At 72.3% G+C, this 26,463-nt stretch carries 25 protein-coding genes; 9 read left to right on the top strand and 16 right to left on the bottom strand.

Features of this window, described 5'->3' with window-relative positions; all coding sequences use genetic code 11:
- Positions 1–53: 53 nt before the first annotated feature.
- On the bottom strand, positions 54–2,270 hold the full coding sequence (locus ADK41_RS12545) for an MMPL family transporter (protein WP_030824418.1): 2,217 nt from the start codon (positions 2,268–2,270) through the stop codon (positions 54–56).
- A 172-nt stretch (positions 2,271–2,442) separates the two neighbouring features.
- Complete coding sequence (locus ADK41_RS12550) at positions 2,443–3,468, bottom strand: hypothetical protein (protein ID WP_030824421.1); 1,026 nt, start codon at positions 3,466–3,468, stop codon at positions 2,443–2,445.
- 230 nt (positions 3,469–3,698) lie between these two features.
- On the opposite strand from ADK41_RS12550, the gene ADK41_RS12555 reads away from it, so the two are divergent.
- Positions 3,699–3,899, top strand: coding sequence for a type II toxin-antitoxin system VapB family antitoxin (locus ADK41_RS12555; protein ID WP_030824424.1), 201 nt, complete (start codon positions 3,699–3,701; stop codon positions 3,897–3,899).
- A gap of 83 nt (positions 3,900–3,982) precedes the next feature.
- Here ADK41_RS12555 and ADK41_RS12560 read toward each other — a convergent pair whose 3' ends face one another.
- From ADK41_RS12560 to ADK41_RS12580, 4 genes are all read right to left on the bottom strand, one after another.
- Positions 3,983–4,399 (bottom strand): DUF6069 family protein, encoded by a 417-nt coding sequence (locus ADK41_RS12560; protein WP_037803923.1) that lies wholly within the window; start codon positions 4,397–4,399, stop codon positions 3,983–3,985.
- On the bottom strand, positions 4,396–5,010 hold the full coding sequence (locus ADK41_RS12565) for a TetR/AcrR family transcriptional regulator (protein WP_030824429.1): 615 nt from the start codon (positions 5,008–5,010) through the stop codon (positions 4,396–4,398). Before ADK41_RS12565 ends, ADK41_RS12560 begins: the two co-directional genes overlap by 4 nt.
- Before the next feature lie 389 nt (positions 5,011–5,399).
- On the bottom strand, positions 5,400–6,263 hold the full coding sequence (locus ADK41_RS12575; RefSeq protein WP_199822373.1) for an alpha/beta fold hydrolase: 864 nt from the start codon (positions 6,261–6,263) through the stop codon (positions 5,400–5,402).
- Between the two features lie 346 nt (positions 6,264–6,609).
- On the bottom strand, positions 6,610–7,275 hold the full coding sequence (locus tag ADK41_RS12580; protein ID WP_030824438.1) for a TetR/AcrR family transcriptional regulator: 666 nt from the start codon (positions 7,273–7,275) through the stop codon (positions 6,610–6,612).
- A gap of 100 nt (positions 7,276–7,375) precedes the next feature.
- On the opposite strand from ADK41_RS12580, the gene ADK41_RS12585 reads away from it, so the two are divergent.
- Complete coding sequence (locus ADK41_RS12585) at positions 7,376–8,278, top strand: SDR family NAD(P)-dependent oxidoreductase (protein ID WP_030824441.1); 903 nt, start codon at positions 7,376–7,378, stop codon at positions 8,276–8,278.
- Between the two features lie 45 nt (positions 8,279–8,323).
- On the opposite strand, the gene ADK41_RS12590 is transcribed toward ADK41_RS12585, so the two are convergent.
- Positions 8,324–8,527: a hypothetical protein gene (locus ADK41_RS12590; RefSeq protein WP_030824444.1), complete on the bottom strand. Its 204-nt coding sequence runs from the start codon at positions 8,525–8,527 to the stop codon at positions 8,324–8,326.
- A gap of 185 nt (positions 8,528–8,712) precedes the next feature.
- Between ADK41_RS12590 and ADK41_RS12595 the strand changes: the two genes are divergently transcribed.
- Entirely contained in the window at positions 8,713–10,032 is a 1,320-nt protein-coding gene (locus tag ADK41_RS12595; RefSeq protein WP_030824446.1) for a hypothetical protein, read from the top strand.
- 34 nt (positions 10,033–10,066) lie between these two features.
- Here ADK41_RS12595 and ADK41_RS12600 read toward each other — a convergent pair whose 3' ends face one another.
- Entirely contained in the window at positions 10,067–10,519 is a 453-nt protein-coding gene (locus tag ADK41_RS12600; protein WP_030824448.1) for an ATP-binding protein, read from the bottom strand.
- 339 nt (positions 10,520–10,858) lie between these two features.
- Here ADK41_RS12600 and ADK41_RS12605 point away from each other — a divergent pair, with 339 nt between their 5' ends.
- The gene (locus ADK41_RS12605) at positions 10,859–11,929 is read left to right on the top strand and encodes a hypothetical protein (protein ID WP_030824450.1); all 1,071 of its coding nucleotides are present in this window, start codon (positions 10,859–10,861) and stop codon (positions 11,927–11,929) included.
- Between the two features lie 148 nt (positions 11,930–12,077).
- Here the strand turns inward: ADK41_RS12605 and ADK41_RS12610 are convergent, their stop codons facing one another.
- From ADK41_RS12610 to ADK41_RS12620, 3 genes are all read right to left on the bottom strand, one after another.
- Entirely contained in the window at positions 12,078–13,097 is a 1,020-nt protein-coding gene (locus ADK41_RS12610; RefSeq protein WP_051843109.1) for a hypothetical protein, read from the bottom strand.
- A gap of 126 nt (positions 13,098–13,223) precedes the next feature.
- Positions 13,224–13,691 carry a hypothetical protein gene (locus tag ADK41_RS12615; protein WP_030824454.1) on the bottom strand — a complete coding sequence of 156 codons (468 nt, stop codon included), beginning with the start codon at positions 13,689–13,691 and terminating at the stop codon, positions 13,224–13,226.
- A gap of 86 nt (positions 13,692–13,777) precedes the next feature.
- A complete protein-coding gene (locus tag ADK41_RS12620; RefSeq protein ID WP_030824457.1) occupies positions 13,778–14,002 on the bottom strand; it encodes a DUF397 domain-containing protein in 225 nt (74 codons plus the stop codon).
- Between the two features lie 321 nt (positions 14,003–14,323).
- On the opposite strand from ADK41_RS12620, the gene ADK41_RS12625 reads away from it, so the two are divergent.
- A complete protein-coding gene (locus tag ADK41_RS12625; protein ID WP_030824460.1) occupies positions 14,324–15,214 on the top strand; it encodes a helix-turn-helix domain-containing protein in 891 nt (296 codons plus the stop codon).
- Positions 15,211–15,396 carry a DUF397 domain-containing protein gene (locus ADK41_RS12630; protein WP_030824463.1) on the top strand — a complete coding sequence of 62 codons (186 nt, stop codon included), beginning with the start codon at positions 15,211–15,213 and terminating at the stop codon, positions 15,394–15,396. The genes ADK41_RS12625 and ADK41_RS12630 overlap by 4 nt, the downstream gene beginning before the upstream one ends.
- Positions 15,397–15,442: 46 nt before the next feature.
- Here ADK41_RS12630 and ADK41_RS12635 read toward each other — a convergent pair whose 3' ends face one another.
- The 5 genes from ADK41_RS12635 to ADK41_RS12655 form a co-directional block, all read right to left on the bottom strand.
- Positions 15,443–15,970 (bottom strand): hypothetical protein, encoded by a 528-nt coding sequence (locus tag ADK41_RS12635; protein WP_030824466.1) that lies wholly within the window; start codon positions 15,968–15,970, stop codon positions 15,443–15,445.
- 281 nt (positions 15,971–16,251) lie between these two features.
- Positions 16,252–18,165: an SMI1/KNR4 family protein gene (locus tag ADK41_RS12640; protein ID WP_030824469.1), complete on the bottom strand. Its 1,914-nt coding sequence runs from the start codon at positions 18,163–18,165 to the stop codon at positions 16,252–16,254.
- Positions 18,166–18,663: 498 nt separating this feature from the next.
- A complete protein-coding gene (locus ADK41_RS12645) occupies positions 18,664–18,963 on the bottom strand; it encodes a hypothetical protein (RefSeq protein WP_030824472.1) in 300 nt (99 codons plus the stop codon).
- A gap of 40 nt (positions 18,964–19,003) precedes the next feature.
- Positions 19,004–19,612, bottom strand: coding sequence for a dihydrofolate reductase family protein (locus tag ADK41_RS12650; RefSeq protein ID WP_030824475.1), 609 nt, complete (start codon positions 19,610–19,612; stop codon positions 19,004–19,006).
- A 208-nt stretch (positions 19,613–19,820) separates the two neighbouring features.
- Positions 19,821–20,657: an alpha/beta fold hydrolase gene (locus ADK41_RS12655; protein ID WP_030824478.1), complete on the bottom strand. Its 837-nt coding sequence runs from the start codon at positions 20,655–20,657 to the stop codon at positions 19,821–19,823.
- Positions 20,658–21,368: 711 nt separating this feature from the next.
- Between ADK41_RS12655 and ADK41_RS12660 the strand changes: the two genes are divergently transcribed.
- From ADK41_RS12660 to ADK41_RS12670, 3 genes are all read left to right on the top strand, one after another.
- Positions 21,369–24,113, top strand: coding sequence for a helix-turn-helix transcriptional regulator (locus ADK41_RS12660; RefSeq protein ID WP_030824480.1), 2,745 nt, complete (start codon positions 21,369–21,371; stop codon positions 24,111–24,113).
- A 94-nt stretch (positions 24,114–24,207) separates the two neighbouring features.
- Positions 24,208–24,939, top strand: coding sequence for an alpha/beta fold hydrolase (locus ADK41_RS12665; RefSeq protein WP_234318695.1), 732 nt, complete (start codon positions 24,208–24,210; stop codon positions 24,937–24,939).
- 199 nt (positions 24,940–25,138) lie between these two features.
- Entirely contained in the window at positions 25,139–26,392 is a 1,254-nt protein-coding gene (locus ADK41_RS12670) for a sugar ABC transporter substrate-binding protein (protein ID WP_078661903.1), read from the top strand.
- Positions 26,393–26,463: the final 71 nt, after the last annotated feature.

Genomic DNA, 26,463 nt, shown 5'->3' on the forward strand with positions numbered 1-26,463 from the left:
GCGCCGCGCGGCCGTGGGGGACGGCCGCGCGGCCCGCCGGGAGCGGGCCCGGATCAGCCGCGGACCGGTTCCGGGGCGGGGCGGTCCCCGTCCGCGGGCGCGGACCGCCCGGTGAGCCCCGTGCCCTCGACGTCCACGCGGGGCAGCAGCCGCTCGAGCCGGCGGGGCAGCCACCACGCCCGGTCACCGAGCAGGGCCAGGACGGCGGGCACGAACGCCATGCGGACGACGAACGCGTCGAACAGCACGGCGACCGCGAGACCGAAACCGATGGTCTTGATCATCGACTCGCCGGACCCCACGAACCCGGAGAACACCGCGATCATGATCACCGCGGCGGCGGCGACCACCCGGGCGCTGTGCCGGAACCCGCTGACGACCGCCTGCGCCGGCCGCTCGCCCCGCACGTACGCCTCCCGCATGCGGGAGACCAGGAAGACCTCGTAGTCCATGGCCAGGCCGAAGACGATGCCCACCAGGAAGATCGGCATCAGGCTCATGACCGGCCCGGTCTGCTCGACGCCCAGCAGTCCGGCGCCCCAGCCCCACTGGAACACCGCCACGACCGCGCCGAGCGACGCCAGCACCGACAGCAGGAACCCGACGGCGGCCTTGACCGGCACCAGCACGGAACGGAAGACCAGCATCAGCAGGAGGAGGGAGAGGAGCACGATGACGGACAGGTACGGCACGAGGGCGTCCTGCAGCGCCCGGGCGACGTCGATGTTCATCGCCGTGCTGCCGGTGACCTCGAAGGTCGCGCCCGTGCCGTCCTCCAGGCCGGGGCGCTCCGCCCGGATGGTCTGCACGAGGTCCTTGGTGCGCTCGTCGGTCGGCGCGGTGGCCGGGACCGCCGAGAACAGCGCGGTGTCGCCCTCGGCGTTGAACCGGGGCGGCGAGACGGACACGACGCCGTCCGTGTCCCGGATCGCGTCGGCGACGGTGGCCGCGGCGGCCTCGGGGGCGGACGCGCCCCGGACGTCGGCGACGATCGTCAGCGGGCCGTTGAAGCCCGGCCCGAAGCCCTCGGCGAGCGCGTCGTAGGCGCGCCGCTCCGTCGTCGAGACCGGCTTCGCCTCGGCGCCCGGCATGCCCAGCCGGAGGTCGGCGGCCGGCAGGGCGAGCACGCCCAGGCCGGCCACGCAGGCCAGCAGCACCGTCACCGGGCGGCGCAGCACGAACCGGGCCCAGCGGGAACCGCCGCCTCCCGCGCCACCGGTGCGCCGTGCGGCGGCGGTGCCGCGCCCGCGCGCCGTGCGGGACAGCACCGCGTCCGGCCACATCCCCAGCAGTGCGGGCACCAGGGTCAGCGCGACCAGCACGCCGACGACGACCGCGCCCGCGGCGCTCAGCCCCATCTTCGTCAGCATGGGCACGCCGACCACGGACAGCCCGGCCAGCGCGATGACGACCGTGAGGCCGGCGAAGACCACCGCGGAGCCGGCCGTGCCGACCGCGAGACCCGCCGCCTCCCGGGGATCGTGCCCGTTCCCCCGCTCCTCCCGGTAGCGGGAGACCACGAACAGGGCGTAGTCGATGCCGACCGCGAGCCCGAGCATCGAGGCGAGCGTCCCGGTGGTCATCGACAGCCCCAGGGCGCTGCCGAGGGCCAGGATCGCGCAGATGCTGACGCCCACCCCGACGACGGCGGTGAGCAGGGGCAGCCCGGCCGCCGCGAGGGAGCCGAACGTGATCAGCAGGACGACGGCGGCGAGACCGATGCCGACGGCCTCGGCCGCGCCCCCGGCGGCCGGCTGCGAGGAGAGCGCGCTGCCGCCGGCCTCCACCGTGAGACCGGAGGCGCGGGCCTCGTCGACGGCCTTCTCCAGCGCGCTCCGTCCGGTGTCGGAGAGGTCGCCGGAGGAGACCTCGTAGGTCACGGTGGCGTAGGCCGTGGAGGCGTCCTCGCTCACCGCGTTCGCGGCGAAGGGGCTCACGGCGTTCGCGACCTGCGGTCCGTCGCCGGCCGTGGCCACGAACGCGTCGATGGCGGCGCGGTGTCCGGCGGCGGTCACCTTCTCCCCGTCGGGGGCGATGAACACGATCCGCGCGTCGGCGCCGTCGGCGTCCGACCCCGGGAAGCGTTCCCCGATGAGGTCGAAGGCGCGCTGCGCCTCGATGCCGGGCATGAAGGACGTGCCGTCGTCACCGGCGGCGGGCGCCGTGGCGGCGCCGGCCCCGGCGGCGCCGAGGATCACCGCCCACAGCAGGGTCACGAGCCAGCGCCGCCGGAAGGCGCCGCGGCCGATGCGGTACAGGAAGGTAGCCACAGGTCAGGGATCTCCGCGTTCGAACTCGGTTGTGTACCGAGACTCGCGGGCGGAGCCCGTCACGGCGTCGTGCGCCTGCCGTCACTTTCCCCTGGTGCGCTCGCACGAGACGGGGCGCCGTCTCCTCCTCGAGGAGGAGACGGCGCCCCGTCTCGCGGACCTCCCCTCCGGGTCAGCCCTCGATGCCCTCCATGAACTCCTCCTCGCCGAGCCCGCTCGCCGCGAAGCCGCCGAAGAGGCCCTCCACGATCTCGTCGATCCGCACCTCGGTGGCGTTCGCCGGGGCCGTGGCCTTCTCGCCCCCGCCCAGACGCAGCACCAGCGCGAACTTCTTGACCTTCGCGTTCTCCGCCAGCTTGGCCAGGTCCACGGAGACCTCGGTCAGCTCGCCGTTCTTCAGCGTGAAGTCGGCCGTGACCTTCTCGTTCGGCACGTCCTTGAAGTCCTTGGCCGTCGGCGTCTCGGCGCCCATCGGCAGCTGCTCCGTCAGCGGGCCGAGTTCGTCGAACAGCTCGGTCATCAGCGTGCGGAAGGGCGCCGTGGCCTTGATGTGCTCGGTGCCGTCCGGCCCCTCGGAGGTCGTGAAGTCGACCTGCCGGGCGATGACCTGACGCAGCGCCCTGGTGAGCTTCTTCTGCGTCCTGGCGTCGAGCGTGGGCTCCGCCGAGGGCTCCCCTGCGCCCTCCGCCCCCGACATCTGCCCGCTGGTCTCCTTCAGCTCCTTCGTCGAGATCTTGATCCACTCACCGGCGAGGAGCTTCTTGAACGCCCCCGCACTGTCGGGCAGTTCGTCGGCCGACGGCATGGGGCCGCCGCTCATCCGCCCGATCGCGTCGAGGTCGGCACGGACGTAGGTGTAGTCGCCGACCAGCCGGTACTCGAACAGGTCGCCGTCCTGGCCGCTGAACTTCATCGCCATGGCGGTGAGGTCCTTCTCGCCGGACTCCTCGATCGGCTTCTTCGACTGCACGGAGAAGGAGATCCGCGCGTCGCTGAGCAGTTCGGCGACCTCCTCGGGCATCTCCTCGCCGGGCTCCGCCTCGGCGTCCAGCGCCTTCAGCGACGCGGCGTCGGTGTCCAGGTCCAGCTCGAAGGAGAGCGAACGCTCCTTGCCGAGCTTCTCGACGGCCTGGTCGAGCTTCTGTCCGGCGGACAGGTTCTCCACGGTGCCGCAGGCGGCGGACCCGGCCAGGACCACGGTGGCGACGGCGGTGGCGGTGAGGGTCTTGCGTATGGCGGGAATGACGGTCTCCTCGTGAATACGACCAGAGCGGTCGTCCGTGAAGACGGATCATCGGCCCGAACGGTTGTACGTCACAAGGGAATTTCCCGGACATGACCGCCCGTCACCTTCCCGAGCGCCGCCCCGCGTGCCCGCGCGACCCCGTGCGGCTAGAGTGCGAGGAGGACGAGGCGAGGGGGAGCGCGGTGGCCAAGGTCAACGTCAGTCTGGACGCCGAACTCGTGGTGGAGGTGATGGTGCTCTCCGGGGTCGGCTCGCCGCAGGACGCGGTCGAGGTGGTCGTACGGGACTACATCGCGCGCGGTCACCGCACGGAGGCCCGCACCGAGCTCAAGGACCAGACCCTGCGCGAGATCGACGCCAAGCCGCAGGAGCCGCAGGGCTGATCCCCGCCCGCACCGCCGGGCGGAGGGAGCCGGGGCACGGGTCCCTCCCTGTGCCGGCCGGTGGGTCGGGCGCCGCCTGGCGGTCACCCCCTGCCGGCACCGGCTCCTGTCGTGCTCGCGGGGGGCCTGCCGCCCAGCCCCGGGATCAGCACCGCCGCCACCGCCAGGTGCATCAGGGCGAGGGAGATCCGGGTGCCGCCGTCCATGCCGTCACCGAGGAACGGCATGAAGGAGACGGCCAGTACGGCGCCGGCCGCCCCGGTCCAGACGGCGCGGGCGCGCCGCGCCCCGAGCCGCTCCAGGGCGGCCAGCAGGCCCCAGCCGCAGAGCGACGCGAGCAGTGCGACGACCGCCACGGGCGCGGCGCCGACGTCGAGGGTCCGCTCGCCGTCGGCGATCCGCAGCCGGTGCCCCAGCAGGGGGTCCGCGACCAGCCACACCAGGACGGGGGCCAGGACGGCCAGGGCCGTGACCCCCAGGCGCCTCCTCCGCGCGCTCACTTGGCGCCCCCCGGGAGCGCCCCGTGCAGGAAGACCTCCACCAGCTCCTGCGGGGTCAGGTCGGGCTCGTCCTGCGTACGCGGCTGGGTGAAGAGCAGCCCGAAGAAGAGGGCCGCGATCTGCTCCGGCGACCGGCGCAGAGCGGACCTGTCGGGCTCCAGCAGTTCCGCGAGGGCGGCGCGGATGCGGGTCGTCGACTCGTCGCGACCCGCGCCGCGCACCGTGCCGGGGTGCTTGCCGCCGTGATGCCCCAGCGAGCCGATGATCGCGCCCATCCTGGACATGTGCGCCTGCAGCGCCTCGGCCGCCTCCGCCAGCCGGTCGGGCAGCGGCTGGGACAGGTCGATCGCGTCGAGCTCGCGGACCGCATGCTCGGGGGAGAGTGCCTCGGCCACGCAGGCCTGCAGCAGCTCGCCCTTGTCGGCGAAGACCCGGAAGATCGTGCCCTCGCCGATGCCCGCGGCGCGGGCGATCTTCGCGGTCGTCACCGCGGCGCCGTACTCGGCGATCAGCGGGATCGCGGTCTGGATGATCATTTCGCGGCGCCGCTCCGGTGACATGGAGGGGGCGCGGCGGCGGGTGGTCGTCTGGTTCTCCTCGGGTGCCGTCATGACTGCAAGAGTACGGAGTGAGCGCTCACTCCGTCAATGAGTGAGCACTCACTCCGAGTGCTTTCCCTGTCCCCGGCCGGTTGCTTGCCGATGTCCACCAGGACTGCGGCAGCCTTCTCCGATCCGCCCTCGCCCTGGCCTTCGCGGCCCATGCGGACGGCGGTCGGAGCGCCCTGGACGCCGAAGGCCCGGGTCGGTTCGTCACCGAGGCGCGTCATGGTCGCCGCGCGGATCCGCCGGGTCGTTCACACCGCGGTTCTGAGGGAGCGTCCGCCTCGGGCGTCCGGGCGCTGCGATCCGCAAGGGCGGGAAACCGCAGGTCACTTCCCAGGGCGCGGCCGGCTACTCGGCCGAGGTCTCTCCGCGCGCACCACGGTTCGCGCGTCCCGTCACGAGCCGGTGGGCAGGAGCGCGGCGATCTCCCCCAGCATCAGGGCCGCCGGCGCCGGGTCGACCAGCCACTTCAGGTGGCTGCTGGTGAGCGTACGGACGTCGTAGGGATTCCCCGGCGTCAGCGCGTCGCCCTCGCGGATCATCCGGTCCTGCATGGCGAGCGGCACGCTGGTGTCCTCGGTCAGCCGGACGTACGTCCTGGGGATCCGTCCCCAGGTGTCGGCCCGTGCCCGGTCGTCGGGTGTGCCGGCGTCGAGGTTCTCGTCGGGCTGGAAGGTGTTGAGGAAGACCATGAACTCCTCGTCCGTCCCGTCGGCGAGGAAAGCCGCCTTGAAGGCCGCGAGGACGCCGGGGTCGGCGGTGCGGAAGTTGGAGCGCAGCAGTCCGAGTTCGGCGGGGTTCCCGACCATCGCCGAGGCCAGCCCCGTGGCGTCGACGGTGGCCATCTCGGGCTCGGCGTAGTAGGCGCCGACGTCGAGGTCGACGGGGCACCAGGCGGAGACGTAGACGATGTGGTCGATCAGGTCGGGCCGCTGGTTGGCCGCGACGGTGGCCGTCATGCCGCCCCGGCTGTGGGAGACGAGGATGACGGGCCCGTTCCGCTTGGCCCGCTCCAGTGTCCCGATGAGGTGCGCGGCGTTGTCGGCGAGCGTGACGCCCTGGATGGCCCCGGGCGCGGTGGCGAGCCCTTCGAGGTCCTGCGGCGCCTGGTAGGCGCGCGGGTACGTCGCCGCGAACCCGTGCCCCGGAAGGTCGACGGCGACGGAGCGGTGTCCGAGGAGGCCGAGTTCGGCCTGGAGCGGCGCGAAGGAGAAGGAGTTCGCGAAAGCCCCGTGAACCAGTACGAACGTCGGTTGCATCTGTCTGCTCACTTTCTGGCCCCTGCGACGCCGGCGGCACGCGTGTCGCCGGTTCCGGCGACGCGAACCGCCTCACGGCCGAGGCCGGGGAACGAGTGGTCGTCCCGCGGCGTACCGATCCCGCTGCGGGGAGGTTCTCGTGCACGGCGAGCGCCGGCGGACAAGCACGGAGTCACGAAGGCGACTTGGGGGGCAAGCTGCCCGTCATCCGATGGCTCACAGTACTCAGCGAAAGATCATCCGCACTACCCGGACGAGTCCTTCCACTTGTGCACATCGCCGCCCCGCCCCGCCCCGCCTCGGCACGGCCTCGGCCGATCCGTTCACCGGGCGGGTCGCCGACGGTTCAGGCGCGCGGCAGTATGCCCAGGAGCGTCGAGGTGAAGGAGGTGCGCAGGGCGTCACGCAGATCCAGGTGGAGCACGCCGAGGGCGGGCTCCTCCGCGTAGGCGGCGAGGAGGCTGGGCGGCGGCGGGACGTAGGCCGACAGGGCGCCCGCCGAGACCAGGCTCATCAGGCAGAACAGCTGCGCGCCGTCGCCGAGTTCGGGCACGTGGCGGCGCACGAGCCCGGTCATGTCCGCGAGCCGCTTGAGGGAGGAGCGCTTGTGCCGCTTGACCGCCTCGACGGAGACGTTGTGCTCGAGGACGCCGCCCTGCGCGCCGAAGAGGTCGCACAGCACCACCCGGCTCGCCAGCGAGCGGCTGAGGATCTCGGCCAGCCGGCCCGCCCGCACCTCCGGCGCGGCATCCGCCTCGATGCCCGCGGCCAGTTCCTCCGCCAGCTCGGCGAGCCACCTCTCCAGGAAGATGTCCAGCAGTTCGAGCAGTACCGCCTCGCGTGACTCGAAGTACCGCAGGACGTTCGACTTGGCCAGGCCCACCCGCCGGCTGAGTTCGTTGAGGCTCACCTCGGCCACGGGCATCTCGTCGAGCATCGCCGCCGCGGTGTCCAGGATCGCCCGGCGGCGGATCTCCCGCTGCTCCTCGCTTCGCGCCCGCTGAAATGTCACCCCCTCAGCCTAGCTTAGAGACCACCGGTCCCTTGACAAGGGACCGGTGGTCTTTTACGTTGACCCTTGTAACAGACCGATGGTTCTTTAGGAGGGTGTCGTGAGCAGCGACTGGACCGAGCAACACATCCCCGATCAACACGGCCGGGTGGCGGTCGTGACCGGCGCCAACACCGGATTGGGCTTCGAGACCGCCCGGATGCTCGCCGCACGCGGGGCGACGGTGGTCCTGGCCGTCCGCGACGTCGAGAAGGGCAGGCGGGCGGCCGCCCGCATCGCCGGCGACGTCACCGTCCAGGCTCTCGACCTGGCCTCCCTGGAGTCGATCCGGTCCGCGGCGGCCGATCTGCGCGCGGTCCACCCGCGTATCGACCTCCTGATCAACAACGCGGGGGTGATGCACACCCCGCGACGGACCACCGTCGACGGCTTCGAGCTGCAGTTCGGCACCAACCACCTCGGCCACTTCGCCCTGACCGGTCTGCTGCTGGACCGGCTGCTGCCCGTCCCCGGCTCCCGCGTCGTGACGGTCAGCAGCACCGGTCACCGCATCCGGGCCGCCATCCACTTCGACGACCTCCAGTGGGAGCGTTCCTACAGCCGCGTCGCCGCCTACGGCCAGGCCAAACTCGCCAACCTGATGTTCACGTACGAACTGCAGCGCCGGCTCGCACCCCACGGCACCACGATCGCGGTGGCCGCCCACCCCGGCGTCTCCAACACCGAGCTCGCCCGCAACCTGCCCGCCCCGCTCCGCGCGCCCGTCACCTGGCTCGCGCCGCTGCTCGCCCAGAAGCCCGAGATGGGCGCCCTGCCCACCCTGCGCGCCGCCACCGATCCCGCGGTCGTCGGCGGCCAGTACTACGGCCCCGGCAACCGGAGCGAGACCCGAGACCACCCCAAGCTGGTCACTTCCAGCCCCGACTCCCACGACCAGGCCGTTCAGCAGCGCCTGTGGACCGTCTCCGAGGAGCTCACCGGGGTGACGTTTCCCGTGCGGTGAAGCGGTGACCCCACGGCGTGGTGCCGGGTGGGACGACCGGTCCGCCTATGGCGTCGTGGCCTCGGACACGGCACTGATGATGTTCGACGCCATGGCGTCGAAGTTCTCCCGGAAGAAGCCGGTCCTGTTGTAGAACCCTTCCTCCGAGAATCCCCTGTTCGTCAGGAACATAGGGGCGACGGCCGTGAGCGCCGCATGGACGACGTGCAGTTCGCGGGAGGTCAGGGTGAACTCCCGGGGCTCAGGCAACGCAAGAACCGTAGAAGAGTGTGTTGGTACTGTCAACGGAGTCTATGCTGCGAGGGTCGTTCGATTCTCACCGGTCCGGCGAGCCGGTCGATGCGGATCGAGTGACCCCTGGGTGCTGTGATTCGGCTATACCGTTCTGCTGGGACGTCAGGCGCAGGCTGACGTGCGGATGAGTTGGGGGGACGATGATCGACTATCGCAAGGCGCCGAACGTTCCGGTCTGGACGCTGGCGACAGGTGACGTCCAGGTGCCGGCGGTGGCCGGGGACGGGCCGATGACGGCTGAGCGTCTGGCCGAACTGCGCGGGGTGCTGGCCGCGTTGGCCGACCGGCCGATCGCCACACTCGAGTTGCATCCGCTGCCGGACAAGCTCGACCGCAGCCGGGGCATCTCGCTCGATGCCGCGAGTCCGCTGGCGCAGCACCTGTCGCAGCTGATCACACAGTCGGCGCGCGGTTCCGCGGCGGCCAAGGCGACGGCTTCCGGCGAGGGGCTGTACGTCATGGTGGTTCCGGCGAAGGTCGCCAAGCAGGTCGGTCAGGGCATCCTCCGCCCGATGAGGTCGAAGGCGGTGGCCGGCGGTATCCGTGGCCCCATCGTGAATCCGACGACGGGCAAGATCGCCGCCCAGGCCACGTTCGTGCCTGCCGGAGGAGCGGCAGCGGCTGGTACGGCCGGCGGGGCCGGTGCGACCGCCGGTGCCGCGGCCGCCGGGGGCACGCTGCTCACCGTGGCCGCACCGCTCGTCCTCATGGCCGTGGCGGTCGGGGTGAGCGCGCACGCCGACGCCAAGCGGCAGGAGGCCATCGAGCACATCACGGAACTGCTGGAGCAGCTTCAGGCGGACAAGCTCGACGACGAGCACAGCGCGCTCAACGGCTGCCGTCCCGCCATCGACAAGGCCACGGCCGTCCTGCTGGACCAGGGCAAGCTCGGCGTCTCGCTGGGACTCGACTCGGCGGTGCACGCCATCGACACCGCGCTGAGCAAGGCCGACATCCGCCTGGCCCGGTGGACGAGCGCGCTCGACAAGCTTCCCGACGGCGCGCCCGTCGAGATCGGCACGCTGACCGAGTCGTTCCCCGGTGTGGACGAACAGGGTGGCACGTTCCGCACCCACCTCGAACTGGCCGCCCTGGCGATCGCGTTGAAGCGGCGTGTCAACGTCCTCCAGGCGGTCGAGCTGGCCCAGAGCGAGCCCGACAACCTGTTCGAGAACTTCACTCGCGCGCTGCGGGGTGACGAGCAGCGCCTCGACGAGCTGGAGAAGGGCCTTGCCGGTGTCGTGCTGCGGCTGTCGGCGTTGAAGCTGGCCCGACCGAAGAGTGTGCGTCCCGTCCTGACGACCGGTGAGGTCGACCGTCTGATGCATACGGCGTACCAGATCCGTGGGCTGGGCGACGGCGTCGCGGTGGGCGGCCGCCCGACGGACGTGGCGATCGAGATCGCCCGTGACAAGGACGGCTCGGTGGTCGTGTTCCCCGCGCTGCCCGCGGAGGCGTAGGCGCGCGGGCTCCGGCTCTCCCCGGCTGGCGCCGTCACCCGTCGACCGGCGTCGTCAACACCGCCCGGACGGTCTTGCCGCTGGGCGGGTAGGGGACGCAGTCCCAGTGGTCGGCGAGGGCGGTGACGAGGGTCAGGCCGCGTCCGCCGGTGGGGAGGGGGTCGGGCGCGGTGTCCGTGGGGCGGCGGGGGTGCGGGCGGAGGTCTCCGCGGGCGTCGCTGACCTCGACGCGGAGACGGTCGGCGGCCGGGTCGAGGACGAGGGTGAGCCGGAAGCAGCGGCCGGGCACGCGGCCGTGCAGGACGGCGTTGGCGGCGAGTTCCGCGACGACGAGTTCGGCGCGCTCCGTGAGGTCGTGGGAAGCGCCCCGGGAGCGCAGCTCGGTCACCGCGAGCAGCCGGGCGAGACGGGCGCCGCGCCGGGTGGACGACAGCAGCTGGGTGAAGGTGTGAACGGGCGTGCCGACGTGAGGTGTTGCGTGGTTCATGGCGCCAGGGTGGCGGCCGGACGCGGGCGGGGGCGAGTGCCGCGCCCCGTACGGGGAGGAGGCGTACGGACGGGGGGAGGCGGGCGGTACGCCGGATTCCCGCGCCGCCGTGTGAGGAACGCGGGAAGGCGGCAGAGGGTTCCCGGAGCGCGTCCGCGGCCGGGCCGGTCGAGCGGTTCGGCGGTCGGTGGGAGAGCCTTCGCGGCGGCGTGGCGCGTCGGCCGGCCCGCCGTCCACGCTGTCACCGCGGCTGGGGTGGGCGGGCGTCGCGGCCGGTTGAGCGTGGACGCCGATCGAGGCGGCGGGGGACTGTCGGTGGCGGGTGACAGGATCACCGGCATGGTTTTCGTACGGACGACTCCACCGCGGCCCGTCGAGGTGACCGCGGTCTTTCCCGAACTGGCTCCGCTGGCGCGTCCTGCGATCCGGCTGCATCCCCGTCCGGGATCGCCTTCGGTCAAGGACAGCTCGGTCGGGGGCCCGTTGCTGTGGCCGGCCGACGAACCCTGGCCGCACTGCGAGGACGCGCACCTGCACGGCGACAGCGGGTTCCGCGAGTCGCCGGCACAGGTGCGGCTCGGCAGGCACAGCCGGGCCCGGCGGTACGAGGCCCCCGACGGCCCCTCGTTCACGCCCGAGGAGCAGGCGGCCCTGGAGCAGAAGGCCGAGAGGTACGCGGAGCTGCTCGACGCCGGCCCTCCCTGGCCCGCGGAGCGCCCGGTCCCCCTGTTGCCCGTGGCCCAGCTGTACGTGCGCGACGTACCCCTGCTGCGGCCGCCCGGAGAGGCCGATCTGCTCCAGGTCCTCTGGTGTCCCTACGACCACGAGCCCAACTGGAAGCCCGCGACCGCGGTGTTCTGGCGGTCCGCCGCCTCGGTCGTCGACGTCCTCGCCACGCCACCGGAACCGTATGAGGCGAACTGCTCGGGCTATGTGCCGGAGCCGTGTCCGCTGGCCCCGGAAGCGATCACCGAGTATCCCAACAGCCTGGATCTGACCACGGAGTTGAGGAAGGTGGTGGGGGACTGGAGCAGATGGCAGGCGGCCGGTGCGGACGTGGACGGCTCGTACGCGGAGTATCCGGCGGAGTTCTACGACGGCAATCTGGCCAACGCTCCCGGCTGGAAGGTCGGCGGCTGGCCGCCGTGGGGCCGCACCGACCCGTACCGCCGGTACTGCACCGTCTGCGACGCGCAGATGGTCCCGTTGCTGACCATCGCCTCCTTCGAATGGGACAGCAGCAGGTACGGCTGGGTGCCGTACGAGGACCGGGCCGCCTACGCCGACGGTCGCCCCGCCGGTCTGTCCCCCGCGCAGCCGACGAGGGTGGAAGTGGGCAGCACCGACAACATGCAGCTCTACGTCTGCCCGACCTCCCCCGAGCACCCGCACACCGACCTGATCCAATGAAGGTCGGCTCCGGGGCGGGCTCCTCCGCGGAGGCGGAGAGGAGTCGGTGCGCTTTCGGAGCGGGCATGCACGAGGCGCTGGGGGCCGGGCCGTGAACCGAGCGGGCCGCACCCCGGAGTGGGGCGCGGCCGGGTGTGCGCCCTTGGTGTCAGTCGGCCGAGGACCCGGGGTCCGTCATCCCTTGGCTGGGGACCGCGGTGTGTTCCGGCCTCTGGACGGGGGCGGGGACGCGGTCCGTGGAGGAGGGGACGGCGAAGACCTCGTTGAGGGTGGTGGCGTCGATGGCGCGGTCGAACCAGAGATCCAGGATCGGCATGTCCGTGCAGGTGGTGACGCGCTGTCGGGTCTCTTCCGTCAGCGAGAAGCCGCGGCGCTCCATCAGGCGCAGCAGTTGCTCGGCCTTTCCGGCCGCGCGCCCTTCCTCACGTCCTTCCTCGCGTCCTTCCTTGAGTCCTTCTTCCTGTCCTGCAAGGCGAGCGTCGCCCACGATGGTGCCTCGCCTGGGGGTGAAGAGGGTTTCCATCAGGTTCCTCCAGATTTTCCGGGCGTGTTCGCTGCCCAAGCCGTCCTCGATCAGTCCCGCCAGGTCGTCCCGCGCTTCGCGGTCCGTGTCCTGGGCCAAGGCCTCGCCCATGACCGTCAGTATGCCCTCGATGTCCGGTGCGTTGCTGTGGATCCACAGGCAGAACGCGGCGAAGTCCAGGTCGGCCGAGGCGTCCTGGACCCGGCTCACCCGCGGAACGTTCGCCGGGCCCAGCACGTGGGGCACCGTCACCTGGGTGGGACGCCCCAGACCGGTGTGCAGGGGTCTGGCCGCCCACGCAGCCGTCGCCGTGTCCACGCACAGGACCAGCAGGACGACCTCGAGCCTGTACCGGTCACGCAAGTACGCGACGTAGTACGGCCAGGAGGTCTCCTTCTTCGTCTCGATGCGGGTCTGCGCCTCGACCAGCAGGATGAACGGATCACGCCCGTCGGGACGGACCACCCGCAGCACGGAGTCCATCTGCCGGGTGAACATCTTCGGGGCGCTGGACGCGTCCGTCGGGAGGATCTCGGTGGTGACACCGGGCGGGATTCCGAGGTCCAGGAGGTCCAGCGCACGGTTCAGCGCTTTCGGACGTCCCGGCAGGAAGCCGTGCAGGGTGTCGTGACTGACGTTGGGCATGAGGTGAAACTATGCGCGAAGCAAGAACATTCGTTGGCTTTTGAGGCGTGATCACCCTTTTGGTGGATACCTCTGCGGTTGACGCCGAGGCGTGCGGTCAGGGCGGGGGTGAGTGCCGGGGCTGCTCTACGCGCACGGGCAGGCCGGTTCGGGGAGCGTGCGGTTCGGGGAGCACGTGACCACGGCCAGGGTGAGGTAGGAGGGGCGTTCGAGGTAGTGGCCGTACGAGACGTCGGCGCCCGCGCGCAGGCGTTCGGCGGCGGCGTCCACCAGCCGGACCAGGCGCGCGGTGTCCCGGTCGCCCTCCGCCGCGAACCGGGGCGTGTACTCGGCCAGCCGCTCACCGAGCCAGGCCGCCGCCTCCTTCGCCTCGTCCCAGGTGCCCCGGACCAGTGAGCGGGGCTTGACGAGCCAGTACGCCGTCTCCAGGGGCGGGAGGTCCGACGTGCGGAACTCCGCGGCGACCTGGCGGTAGCGGTCGATCAGCTCCGGTCTGCTCCCGGCCGGGGGCGGATCGGGGTGCGGGGGCCGCCGCAGGGCCTCGTCGTCGAAGCGCGCCTTCGGGCCGGTCCAGAGGTAGGCGTGGTGGTGCACGTGCTGCTCCCGTTGCGAGGAGCGCCGGCGGCCGGACGCGGGGAGGAACCCGGTCCGGCCGGCGGCGGGGAGGGGAGGGGGGAGGGTCAGGCGCCGAGGCCGAAGCGCGCCGGGTCGATACCGGCGGCGTCCAGCTCCTCGGTGGTGAACCGCAGCGGCTGCGCGTCCGGCCGCTTGCTGTCGCCCAGCGCCCAGGCGTCCTCGCCGATCCGGGCGAGGGTCACGCATCCTTCGGTGCAGGGGCCGCCGCACGCCTTCGTGAACGAGGCCCCGCTGATGTCGAGCGCGTAGAGGTCGGTTCCGTTCTGCATGACTGCACCTTCCAGTTCGTCCGACGCGGCCGGGTCCGGCCGCCACCGCCCGTGGTGGGCGGGAGTGCACGGGAGGGGAGACGGCCGCCCGGTCGTTTCCGCAGGTGAGCGGTGGACGGGGGCGGTTCCTCCCGGCTCTCCGTGACCTCAGGGTGGCGGTCGGACGGGGGCGGGGACGAGTGTGGCACCCCGTACGCTGAGTCAGCGTACGGACACGAAGAGTGGACGGTACGTCTGATGATCCGTCAGGCTGGAGGTGGACGCGGGCGGCGCGAGGAGCCGTCGTGGTGCGCGGTGCGGAGGAGAGGAAAGGGGCGGCGGATGGACGTGGTCGGGGTCGAGGGGGAGGCGGCCGGGAGCGCCGGCGGTGCGCGGGCGGTTCCGGCGGGGGAGTGGGAGCGGGAGCCGAATCCGTCGGACAGCTTGCGGACGTTCGGGGCGTTCGTCCAAGCGCTGCGGGAGCACGCCGGGCTCAGCCGGGCCGAGTTGGCCGCCTTCGTCCAGTACTCCAAGCACACCGTTGAATCGGTGGAGTTGGGGCGGCGGATGCCGGACGAGGCGTTCGTGGAGCGCGCGGAGGAGGCGCTGGGCAACACGGGGGCGCTGCGGAAGTCCGCGCGGCATCTCACGCGGGGGGAGGCGGGACTGGCGGCGTGGTTCCGGCGGTGGGCTCGGCTGGAGCGGGAAGCGGTGAGCCTGTGCACGTACGAGTGCCGGTTGGTGCCGGGGTTGTTGCAGTCGGAGGCGTATGCGCGGGCACTCTTCGAGAACCGGATTCCGCTGCTGACGGATGAGCAGTTGGAGGCCCAGGTTGAGGCGAGGATGGAACGGCAGCGGATGTTGCATGAGCGTCCGACAGTTCCGTTCCACTTCATCGTTGAGGAAGCGGTACTACGACGGAGACTGGGCGGTGCCGAGGTGTGGCGCGAGCAGCTGAACCAGGTTCTGGAGCACACGTCGCCTCGCCATGTGACTTTGCAGATCATGCCGTTGGAAGCCGAGTATCACTCGTGCATGGATGGCCCTCTGCGCCTGCTGGAGACCCCGGAAGGGCGTCGACTCGCATACTCGGAGGGTCAGGAGAGCGGGAGGCTGATCGGTGACTCGAAAGAGGTGAGAGTTCTCCAACAGCGCTATGACACACTGCGGTCGCAGGCCCTGCACCCCAAAGATTCCCGGGCCTTGCTGGAGCGACTGCGAGGAGAGGCATGAACACGACGGAACTCGCCTGGTTCAAGTCAAGCTATAGCGGTAGCTCGGGCGACGACTGCGTGGAGATCGCGATCACCGAACAGGCCGTCCACGTGAGGGACTCCAAGGACGTGACCCGCCCCGCCTTCGCCGTCGGCCGTGAAGGCTGGGGACAATTCGTGCGGTTCGCGTCGGAGCGCTGAGCGACTTGAGGGCGTGCCGTCCGTTGGAGTAGCGGACGGCACGCCTTCAGCGCGTTCGGGGGCGCTTGGTCTCGTCCGTGGAGCCGTAGCCGAGGGCCGCGCGGTTGAGGAAACGGTCACCGAGGTCGCGCACGGGCGCGGGCTTCGGCTGCTGCGCGGCGCTCTTCGCCGTGGACTTCTTCGGGGCGGGCTTCTTGCCGCTCGCACGCTTGGCCGGGGTCGCCTTCGCCTGCTTGGCGTTCTTCGCGGCCGGCGTGTTGCGCGCGGCGTACCTCTTGCGGACCGCTGAGAGTTTTTCGCGTTCCCGGACGGCCACGTTCGCGGGAAGGGCGTCGGTGAGAGCGCGGGCCCGGCTGAGCGCGTAACGCGCTGTGCCCCAGTTCTTCTTGTCGACGGCCAGATTCGCCAGCCTGACGGCCTGCTGCAAGGCCTTGATCTTCGCGGGCTGCCGCCGGGGTATCTCGGATTCGGCCCCGCTGCTCCGTCGCTGCCCGGCGGCCCGGGTGCCCCAGTCCGTGCCCGAGGTCAGGACGACGACCGAACGGGGATTGCTGCTCTGGCTTCGACGTACCACGTGCGTTGGTTCCTTGGTCGAGCGATGGGGCGTTCCCGGGGCCGTCGGCGATCGAGCCCGGGCCGAAGTCGAGGATCTCGACGGTGCCGCCGGTCGGCATCGCCTTGGCCGTCTCCGGCCCTGCGTGTCCCTTCCTCTTCCGTCTGGCTCATGCGGGAGGAGTACTTCGTGCAGGGAACGTACACCTACCCATCCCGGTGAGCGCTTCCCCATACGTTTATGTTGTCAACGTGTTACCGCTCGCATGGGGGTGACGTATCCGGCGAGGGCCACGTACGGCTTCATCGCCGTCCCAAGTGGACCGTGGCGTACGCGTAGACCTCGCCCTCCCGCGGTGCGCGGTTCCAGGACCGGGTGGTCAGGTGCGGCAGGATGCCCTCGGCCAGGGCGTGCCGGGGCAGGGACAGACCGAACTCGTCCTGCACGGCGGCCAGCAGGCGCCGCTCGCGGTCCGCGTCGTCGACGCTGTGCAGGACTTCTTCCGGGTCGAGGGCCGCGGGCACCGGGCCCGAGCGTTCGACGTCCGTGCCGCGCAGTGTGTACGCGTACAGTTCCTCGCCCCGCTCGGCGACCGAGAGGTGGAACACCGCCGGGGCGTCGTCGCGACCGCGGCGTACCCACAGCACCACCGCGCGTCCGTCGCGCGAGGCGGCGGCGGCCGGGGAGACGAAGAAGTTCCCGGGCTCCGACGGCCGCGGGGCCGTGTCGAAGCCGAACGCCCACCCGGAGCCCGTCCGGCCCACCGCCACCACGGCCCGGTCCTCCCACGGCGCCGAGTCGTCCCGCCGCCTGACGTCGTGGGGGAACCACCCGGCGGGACGGCGGGGCGGAGCGGTCAGACCCGCACCCCCGTCCTCCCCGACCAGGCCGGGCAGTGCCTCCGGCTCCGCGCCCTCCACCCACAGGCACCGGTAGGAGCCGTGCGGGGCGTTCCACCGCAGGGGCTCCGCCAGCCAGCACAGTCCCGGCGGATCCAGGTCCGGCACCGGATCGGCCGCCGGGCCCGGCCGGTCCGCCCGGGGTGTGGCCAGCAGTTCCAGGCCGCGCTCCCGCGTCACCACCGGACCCAGCACGGGGTCCCCCAGCAGGCCGAGGGGCGCCAGCAGGTCCGGCCCCGGCGGCGACCACGACGGCAGCGCGGCACGGATCAACCGCCACGCCGTGTCCGTGTCCCCCCACCTCGCAGACTCCCACGCCTCGGCCACCGCCTTCCCGAAGGCGCCGTCCGGCGCGTAGCGGTAGGAGCCGTCGCGGACTTGGGCGAGGATCGTGTCCGCGGCCGCCGTGACGCCGTCGTCGGTCGCGGCGCCCGGCAGGAACCGGCGGGGAGAGGCACCGGGGCGTTCGTCCCGCAGGTGCGCGGCGGCCGTCACGGGCACCAGCTCACCCGTGTACCGCGGATCGGCGACGAGTCCACCGAATCCGTAGTGCCCGCCGCCGTGTGACAGCGCCGCCAACTGCTGGAGCATGCCCCGGGCGCGGGGCCGCCCGTAGCGCTCCGCCTCGGCGAGCAGTTCCCGGGCGGTCTCCCACCTCCCGCTCAGGGCCTCCTCCCGCGCCCGCTCCACGTCGGCGTCCAGAGCGCGGGTGGTGTCGTTCACGAAGCCGGGAAGACCGGCCCGGGCGGAGTGGAAGTCCTGATACATCTCCTGCATATAGGCGCGGAACGACGGATACCGGTCCGGGAACTCGCCGCTCCACCCCTTGTAGACGTACAGGGCCCACTCGCCGTCCTCGTCGGTGTCGCCCGGGTCCAGCAGGGCGTAGGACATGTCCGAGTCGGTCTCCAACTGCAGTGCCCGCCGCCACATCCCGGCCAGCAGCACCTCCTGCTCGGTCGATCGCTCGGTCAGCCCCTGCCGGTAGAGCGGGGTCATGTCGAACGGATCCCCGAACCAGTCGATCTCGTGGGCCGCGCCCAGCCGGTAGACGGACCCCTCGTCGAGCCGCCAGCCGTTGCTGGCCCCGAGGAACTGCCGGTAGGACGGGGGGAGCCGGGCGCCCAGGCGTTCCTCGGCGGCGGCTATTTCCGACTCGGTCGCGGGCGGGGCGGAGAGCGCCAGGTCGGCGAGGGTCGTGCCGCCCTCCGCCAGGTCCACCGCGTCGTCCTCGCCCGGGACCCATTCCTCCTGCCAACGCCCGAGGAACCGCTGCCAGTCGACGTGGTCCCCGGTCTTCTCGCTCTTCTCGGTCACGGGCCGAGTGTGGCAGCCGCCACCGACAACGACGCGGGCACTCGGCTCCCGGTGGCCGTGGCGCGATCCTCCTCCGTCCCCCTCCGGCCGCGGTGAGCCGTTTGTCGCGTCCAGGTAGAGGAGCCTGAACGCGGCCCTGCGGGCCACCGTGCGCCGCCGAGCGCGGCTCGGCGGCGCACGGTGGCCCGGGCGATCAGGCCCAGGGCCTGCCCCGCTCACCCGCCGGACGGCCGCACGTGTCATCGGCCGGCCGCGCCGCCGCGTTCCCCTTCGGTGACCATCGAGCCCTTCCACCTCTTCCAGCTCTTCCAGTTCGTCGAACGGACTGTCCCAGCCGGTCGTCTCCCGTACGGATCTGCCGTAGGAGACCGCTGCGAGACGCGACGCCGCAAAGGCGTCGGCACCTGCTTCCCCCGCCGAATCCGGATCGCACATCGATCGGGCGTGCTGCGGCAGAGTGCGATCAGTTGCTCCAGGGCGATGTGCACGTCCATGGGCTCACTCCCCTCCGCCGTGGGAGCGCGGGGCCCACGGTGCGTCACTTCCGAAGCGCTTACGGAAGACCGTGCCGGGCGACGCGAACGCCGCTTCCGCCGCGTCGTCGTCGACGGTGCGGCGGGCGGGCCGCCTGGGAACCTTCCGGTAACCGCACCCACGCATGAGTTCGATGGCCGACTTCCAGCTGTCCGCGGCCACCACCACCTCGTCGACGGCGTCACAGTCGTTGCTCGCATCGACCAGGACCGCGTAGGCGACCACGAGGTTCATGACCGTGACCTTGACGCTCGTTCCGTTCATATCCACTCCAGCCGGGGACGGCGGGGCCGCAGCGCGGCCCTCACCCCCCGAGCGTGGCGGCGGCCTCCTCGTAACCGCCCGTCGGCGGCGCGGTGTCGGGACCGTACACGAGGTTCAGCACGCCCGTCGTGAACGTCTCCGACCTCAGCAGCTTCAGCGGGATCGACGGCTCGCCCTCGTCGAACAGGCGCATGCCCTTGCGCACGGCGACGGGGTGGACGAGGAGGTGCAGTTCGTCGAGGAGACCCGCGGCCAGCAGTTGGCGGACGACGGAGACCGAGCCGCTCAGCGAGACGTCACCGCCCGGCTCGCTCTTCAGCGCGGCGGCGACCTCGGCGACATCCCCCCGCGCCTGCTCGGAGTTCCGCCACCCCAGATCGGGCCGGCCGCGCGAGAACACGATCTTGCGCAGGTCGCCGAGCCGCTTGGCGAAGCCCGCGTCCTCGCCGCCCGCCGCCTCCCGATCCGGCCAGGCGCCGGCGAAGCTGTCGTACGTCCTGCAGCCGAAGAGCAGGACCTCCGCGGTGTCCAGGCTCGCGCCGACGGCGGCTCCCATTTCGTCGTTGAAGTACGGGAAGTGCCACTGGTCGGGCGCCTCGACGACGCCGTCGAGCGAGATGAACAGACTGGCGGTGATCTTCCGCGGCATGGTGTCCTCCGGATCCGGGTGCGTACACCGGATACGACCGTGCCGCCCACCGGAACTCATCGGTGGACGGCACGCGGACGGTTCGGACGGTCCCCGGCTCCCCGCGGCGCACCGGAGCCGGTGCGCCGCCCGCCGTCCGGCGCGGATCCTGGACTCCGCCGGAGCGGCGCCACCGGCCGGCGGACCCCACGGGTGGCCGGAAGCGGGGTCACTTCCCCAGGAAGGCGAGGAGCGCGGCGTTGACCTCCTCCGCGTGGGTCCACAGCAGTCCGTGCGGGGCGCCCTCGATCTCCACGTAGTCGGCGGACGGCAGGGCCTTGTGGAACGGCCGCGCGGTCCCCTCGACCGGGAGGATCCGGTCGCCCGTTCCGTGGAGGATCAGAGCCGGTACGTCGATGGCCGGGATGTCGGCCCGGAAGTCGGTGTACCAGGTGGACGGCGCGGCGGCCGCGGCGAAGAAGCCGCCGCCCGCCGCGACGTTCCAGCTGTTGCGCACGGCTTCCTCGCTGATCCTGGTGCCGAGGTTCTCGTCGAGGTTGTAGAAGTCCTTGTAGAAGTCCGTGTAGTACGCGTAGCGGTCCGCCTTGACGGCCGCGACGACGCCGTCGAAGAACTCCTTGGGGGCGACCCCGTCGGGGTTGTCGTCGCTCTTCAGCAGGCAGGGCTCCAGCGACGCCAGGAAGGCGACCTTGGCGATCCGGGCGGAGCCGTGGGCGGACACGTACCGGGCGACCTCCCCGGTGCCCATGGAGAAGCCGACCAGGACGGCGTCCCGCAGGTCGAGGGTTTCCAGCACGGTGTTCAGGTCGGCCGCGAAGGTGTCGTAGTCGTATCCGGTCGTCGGCTGGCTGGACCGCCCGAACCCGCGGCGGTCGTACGTGATCACGCGGTAGCCCGCGTCCAGCAGCACGGCGCTCTGCCGTTCCCAGGAGTGACCGTCGAGCGGGAAGCCGTGGATGAGGACGACCGGCTGCCCGGCCCCGTGGTCCTCGTAGTAGAGGTCGATGGTGGTGGTGTTCTCCTGACCCACGGTGATGTAAGGCAAGGTCTCTTCCTTCGTTCGGTGTGACCGGTGCGCGCGGGGCGCGCCCCGGCTCGATGCGGCGGGGCGTCGTGCGGACGGCATCGGCTCCTCGACGGCCGATGTCCGGGGCTTCGCGGGGTGCGCGGCACGGAGTGGCATCACGCTAAGGCGGGCCTTTGGCCCCGTGTTGTTCCCGAGTGCACCGCTTCTTGCCCAGAAGTGCCGGCCGGTGGACGTACGCCGGAGGGCAGGGCGTTTCCACCGCGTCCGGCGCCCCCCGCGTCACCGTCCCGGCCCGGGCCACCGCGGTCCGAGTGCACGCAGGGAACGGTTAGAGTGCACTGTGGGACAAGGTCCACCAGCACGTAGCCTCCCCGCAGCCGCCGTACGGTCGTCGGACCGACCACCTGGGGCGTCCCGTCCGCCACGGCCGGACGTGGCGGACGGGCCGGCCGCTCGCGCGGTGGCCGTCCGTCCCCGGACACAGCCGGCCGGAGGGCGCCCACGAGGGACGTGATTGGCACGGCCCGGCTACCGCGGGGCGGGAGCACGGGCTGCCGCCGGATCCGGGGTCCCGCCGCGCTCGCCGTGCCGGTGACGGCCGCGCCGCACCCGACTCCGGCGACGCGGTGCCGGGCGCGGGGAGAGCGCGTCCCGGAGAGGAGAGCGGTCCCCCGTGGGCACGGACGGGGACCGGAGGCGACGGACGCGTGCGGGAGGAACGGGTCGTAGATGGCGGGAACAGGCGGTCCGCTGTCCCGTAGCGGTCTGCGCGGCCGGGAGAGCGAGCTCGAAGAGCTCGAGGCGCTGATCGCCTCCGTGGCCGGCACCGGGAGCGGCGGACTGGCCCTCATCCAGGGCGAACCGGGCATCGGCAAGACCACGCTGCTCGCCGAAGCGGTCTCCAAGGCCGTGGCAGCGGGATTCTCGGCGGGTGTCGGCAAGGCGGACGAGCTGCATCACATCGTGCCGCTCTCGTCGTTGGCGGCCTCCGTGCTGCACGGCGACCGGCCGCTGCTGTCCGGCGACGCCTTCGCCGATCTGGCCCGCAACCACGATCAGCGGATCTGGCTGGTGGAGCGCCTGGCGGAGGCGATCGAGACCAGAGCCGGAAGCGTGCCGGTACTGATCGGTCTGGACGACGTGCAGTGGGCCGACCCGCTGAGCCGGTTCGCCCTGCAACAGCTTCCGGCACGCCTTCGGAGCTCCCCCGTGCTGTGGCTGCTGACCGGGCGACGGGAACCCGCGGGTCCGGCGGAGGAGATCGTCGCGGCCGCGACCGGTCACCTGCCCACGGTCACCTTCTCCCTGGGGCCCCTGTCCGGTGCGGCCATCGCCCAACTGGCCGGTGACACCCTCGGGGCAGCCGCCGGCGAACGCGTACGGGGCCTGCTCGAAGGAGCGGGCGGAAACCCGTTCCTGGCCGTCGAGATGCTCGCGGGGCTGCGGGCCGACGAGGCATCGGACGACCTCGTCCCGCCGGGACTCGTGGTGGGCGTGCGCGGCAGACTCAGGTCCCTGCGGCCCGGCACACTGCGATTCCTGCAGATGGGAGCGGTACTGGGACGCCGGTTCGAGTTCCACGCCGCCGCCGCGCTCTGCGGACAGCCGGCCGCCACGCTGATCCCGGTGCTCGAAGAAGCCGTGCGCGCCGGACTCCTGGACGACGACGGCGACCACCTGGTCTTCCGGCACGACCTGCTGCGCCAGGCGGTCTACGCCGACATCCCGCCGTCGGCCCGGAAGGCGCTGCACCGGGAGGCCGCCCGCGGCCTCGTCGCCGCGGGGCGCCAGCCGATCGACGCGGTGCCGCACATCCTCAGGGGCGCCCTGCCCGGGGACGAGGAGGCCGTGGCGCTGCTGCGGCAGGCGGCCGACGCCGTACTGGCGGTCACACCGGGTCTCGCGGCCGACCTGACGACGCGCGCACTGGAGCTCGTGCCGTCGGCACGTCCGCTGCGGTTCGCCGTGGGGGAGCAGGCGATCCTCTGCCTGACACGGGCGGGCAGGAACCGGGAGGCCCTGGCGACGGGCGACCGGCTCCTGGCCGACCGGCCGCCGTTGGAGGCGTTCGGCCGGCTGCAGGCCGCCCTCGGCGGAACGCTGTGGAACCTGGATCTCGCCAGCGAGCTGCGCCGCCGGGCCGAAGCCGCCCTGGCCATGGAGGGCACCGCGCCGGAGATCGAGGCGAGGCTGGCCGGCCTGCGTGCCCTGGCCATGTCCCGGGAGCACGATCTGGTCGCGGCGCGTGCGGCCGGCGAGACCGCGCTGCGCGCCGCGGGCGCCGTCGGCGACCGGGAGGCACACGTCCTGGCGCTGGCCGGGCTCGGCGAGATCGCGCAGAACGCGGGGGAGAACGCACTCGCGCTGGAACGATTCGCCGCGCTGAGCGCCCTCGACTCCGCCTTCCTCCCCGAAGAGATCGTCGCGCACCTGCACATGGACGACTTCGAGTCCGGTGAACGACTGCTCCTGCGGGCGACGGACGCCGGGGCGACGCGCCAGGCCATGCTGCTGTGGGCCCAGGGCCAGCACGACCTGGGACGCGGCAGGCTCGATGACGCCGACGCCGACTTCGAGACCATGGAGCGTCTGGAGGACGAGGTGCAGGTGTGCGTCCAGCAGGTGAACGGCCGCGTGATCCGCTCCCGGCTCGCCCTGCTGCGCGGCGACCCGGCGGCGGCGCGGGAGCATCTGGCCGCGGCGCGGGAACGGCTGGCGGTCAAACCGAACCGGGGCAACACCGCCGCGGTGCGCTTCCTGGAAGCGGTCCACGCGGAGGCCGACGGGGACATCGGCCGTGCCGTCGACAGGATCCGGCAAGTGCAGCGGCAGGGCCCCTTCATGCGCTGGCGGCTCCTGCGCGACTGGGTCGACTGCGCGATACGCACGGCTCTGCGCGGCGCGGACCACGAACTCGCCGGGGACCTGGCCGCACAGGCCGTGGCCCACGCCGAACGCAACCCCGCCGTGCCGACCGCCACGGGCATCGCGGCGCAGGCCCTCGGGCTGGTGAAGAACGATCCGGAGCTGCTGGAGCACTCCGTCCGACTGCTCGGCGCGAGTCCTCGCCCCCTGGCCCGGGCCGCCGCGCACGCGGACCTCGGACAGGCGCTCCTGGCCGCGGGCCGCAGACGCCGGGCGGTGGACGCGCTGACCCGGGCCCGTGACGCGTTCGCCGAGTCGGGCGCCCACGCCATGGCGGCACAGGTGCGGGGTCCCTTCGAGGACGCGGGGGCGAGCGGCCGCGGCGCGGCGACCGGGCAACGCCCCGTGCGGGGCTGGGGCGCGCTCACGCCCTCGGAGGAGAAGATCGCGCGCCTCGTCGCCCAGGGGCACACCAACCGGTCGGCCGCGGACCTGCTCGTGGTCTCCCCCCACACCGTCAACACCCACCTGACGTCCGTCTTCCGCAAGCTGTCGGTCAACTCCCGGGTGCAGCTCGCCAACCTGGTCATGGCCCTGCCCGACGACTGAGGGGACGGGTTGGTACGTTCACGCGATGCCCTGGCGCACCCGGACCCGCTTGTCTGGGACCTCACCTCACCTCACCCGGTCGGAGGTCACCGGCATGCACGGATCCAGTCCCGTACCGCCGGCCATCGTGCTGGTGCACGGTGCGTTCACCGACGCCTCGTCGTGGGCGGGGGTCACCGGCCTCCTCCGGACCGCCGGGATGACCGTGCGCGCCCCGGCGAACCCGCTGCGGGGGCTGGCGCAGGACGCCGCGCACCTCGGGAGCACGGTGCGCGCCCTCGACGTACCCGTCGTGCTGGTCGGTCACGACTACGGCGGTTCGGTCATCACCCAGGCCGCCGCCGACGCCGACAACGTCGTGGCCCTGTGCTACGTCGCGGCGTTCGGTCCCGACGCGGGGGAGTCCGTCCTGGACATCATGAACCGCTTCGCCCCCACTCCGGTGGCCGACGCGACCTTCACCGCCGCCGCCCCCACGCGGATCCACGATGACCCGGCCGACGAGCTGTACCTCCGCAGGGAACGGTTCCCGCAGGTGTACGCCGCCGATCTGCCACGCGGTCTCGCGGAGGTGCTCTCGGCGGCGCAACGCCCGATCGCCTGCGCCGCCCTGACCGACAGGTCGGGCGCGCCGGCGTGGGCGTCGAAACCGTCCTGGTACGCCGTCGCGACCGCCGACCGGATACTCCACCCCGCTGCTCAGCGCTTCATGGCGCAACGCATGGCGGCCACCGAGCACGTGCTGGACGGTTCCCACGCCGTCGTGCTGTCGCGGCCCGACGGCGTGGCGGCGATGATCCGCGAAGCGGCCGGGCAGGGACGGTGACCACAGCGGCAACGACCGTGCGCGACTCGGCTTTTGGACAGGCGGGCACCGCTCCGGACACCCCGCGGGGGTGCGCTGCCCGGGTGCTTAGAATGCGCTCGGACGGAAGGCGCCGTCGAGGCCGCTCCCACGGCCTCCCGGGTCCGCCGATCCGCGACACCGGCCTTCGCCACAGACAGTCACCCGATAAGGCGCCAGCATGTTTCCAGCAGCCCGACGACCGGGGCGGCGCATCGCCGCCCGCCTGACCGGAACCATGGCGCTGATACTGGTCGTCACCGGATGCGCCGGGGGGACCGGCGCTGGGTCCGGCACGGACAAGGCCGACTCCCTCACCGTGCTCGACTACTACACCGACGCGTCCGAGCACGCCCAGTGGGGGGAGATGCTCACCGCGTGCGGCAGGACCGCCGGCGTCAGGATCGAGCACACGAGCGTCCCGCCGGCGTCGCTCGTCCCCAGGGTCCTGCGGCAGGCGTCCTCGCGGACCCTTCCCGATCTGCTGATGCTGGACAACCCCGACCTCCAGCGGATCGCGCAGACCGGCGCACTGACCCCGCTGGACCGGTACGGCGTCGACACCGGCGGCTTCGCCGAGGGCATCCTGTCCGCGGGCACGTACCGGGGAGAGGTCTACGGGCTGGCCCCCTACGTGAGCACGGTCGCCCTCTTCTACAACAAGGACATGCTCGCCGAGGCCGGCGTCGCGGTCCCCCGGACCTGGGGTGAACTGAAGGACGCCGCAGCCGAGTTGACCGGCCCGGGGCGTTACGGCATGGCGGTCGACGCGAGCGCCACCTTCGAGAGCAGCTGGCAGTTCCTGCCCTTCCTGTGGTCCAACGGAGGACACGAGAAGAAGCTGGACACCCCGCAGGCCGCTCAGGCGCTCCGGCTGTGGGTCGACCTGGTGGAGAGCGGATCCATGTCGAAGTCGGTGCTGAACTGGACCCAGGCCGACGTCCACGACCAGTTCGCCGCCGGGAGGACGGCCATGATGATCAACGGTCCCTGGCGGATCCCGGCCCTGAACGAGGACGGGAACCTGCGCTGGGGAGTGGCCCCCGTGCCCGTTCCCCGTGCGGGACGGACCCCGGTCACGCCCCTCGGCGGCGAGGTGTGGACGGTCCCGCGGACCTCTTCCGAGGCCCGGCAGGAGAAGGCCGCCCGGGTCCTCGCCTGCCTGAACGACTCCTCGAACATGCTCACCCTGGCCGAACAGCACTTCACCGTGCCCTCCCGCACCGCGGTGGCCGCCCGGTACGCCGAGCGGAACCCGTCCATGACGGTCTTCACCAGGAGCGTGGAAACGGCGCGCGTCCGCACCGGCGAACTCGGCGTCAGGTGGCCCGAGGCGGCGACCGGGATCTACACCGCCGTCCAGTCGGCGCTGGCGGGGGAGCGGACTCCGGAGGAAGCCCTCGGGGACGCGCAGCGGATCGCGACCGGCGACTGAGCCGTCCCCCGGGAGGACACCGGCCGGGGGGACGGCGAGGCCGGGTCCCGCAGCGCACCCCGGGGCGCCAC

Origin of the sequence: Streptomyces caelestis (assembly GCF_001279005.1) — a bacterium.
GTDB lineage: Bacteria > Actinomycetota > Actinomycetes > Streptomycetales > Streptomycetaceae > Streptomyces > Streptomyces heliomycini.

Excerpts from the sequence above, each read along its gene's own strand:
- ADK41_RS12565 (WP_030824429.1), bottom strand. The coding sequence starts at position 5,010 with ATGACGGCACCCGAGGAGAACCAGACGACCACCCGCCGCCGCGCCCCC.
- ADK41_RS12595 (WP_030824446.1), top strand. The coding sequence starts at position 8,713 with ATGATCGACTATCGCAAGGCGCCGAACGTTCCGGTCTGGACGCTGGCG.
- ADK41_RS12605 (WP_030824450.1), top strand. The coding sequence starts at position 10,859 with ATGGTTTTCGTACGGACGACTCCACCGCGGCCCGTCGAGGTGACCGCG.
- ADK41_RS12650 (WP_030824475.1), bottom strand. The coding sequence starts at position 19,612 with ATGCCGCGGAAGATCACCGCCAGTCTGTTCATCTCGCTCGACGGCGTC.
- ADK41_RS12600 (WP_030824448.1), bottom strand. The coding sequence starts at position 10,519 with ATGAACCACGCAACACCTCACGTCGGCACGCCCGTTCACACCTTCACC.
- ADK41_RS12610 (WP_051843109.1), bottom strand. The coding sequence starts at position 13,097 with ATGCCCAACGTCAGTCACGACACCCTGCACGGCTTCCTGCCGGGACGT.
- ADK41_RS12645 (WP_030824472.1), bottom strand. The coding sequence starts at position 18,963 with ATGAACGGAACGAGCGTCAAGGTCACGGTCATGAACCTCGTGGTCGCC.
- ADK41_RS12660 (WP_030824480.1), top strand. The coding sequence starts at position 21,369 with ATGGCGGGAACAGGCGGTCCGCTGTCCCGTAGCGGTCTGCGCGGCCGG.
- ADK41_RS12625 (WP_030824460.1), top strand. The coding sequence starts at position 14,324 with ATGGACGTGGTCGGGGTCGAGGGGGAGGCGGCCGGGAGCGCCGGCGGT.
- ADK41_RS12665 (WP_234318695.1), top strand. The coding sequence starts at position 24,208 with ATGCACGGATCCAGTCCCGTACCGCCGGCCATCGTGCTGGTGCACGGT.
- ADK41_RS12620 (WP_030824457.1), bottom strand. The coding sequence starts at position 14,002 with ATGCAGAACGGAACCGACCTCTACGCGCTCGACATCAGCGGGGCCTCG.
- ADK41_RS12575 (WP_199822373.1), bottom strand. The coding sequence starts at position 6,263 with ATGCAACCGACGTTCGTACTGGTTCACGGGGCTTTCGCGAACTCCTTC.
- ADK41_RS12630 (WP_030824463.1), top strand. The coding sequence starts at position 15,211 with ATGAACACGACGGAACTCGCCTGGTTCAAGTCAAGCTATAGCGGTAGC.
- ADK41_RS12670 (WP_078661903.1), top strand. The coding sequence starts at position 25,139 with ATGTTTCCAGCAGCCCGACGACCGGGGCGGCGCATCGCCGCCCGCCTG.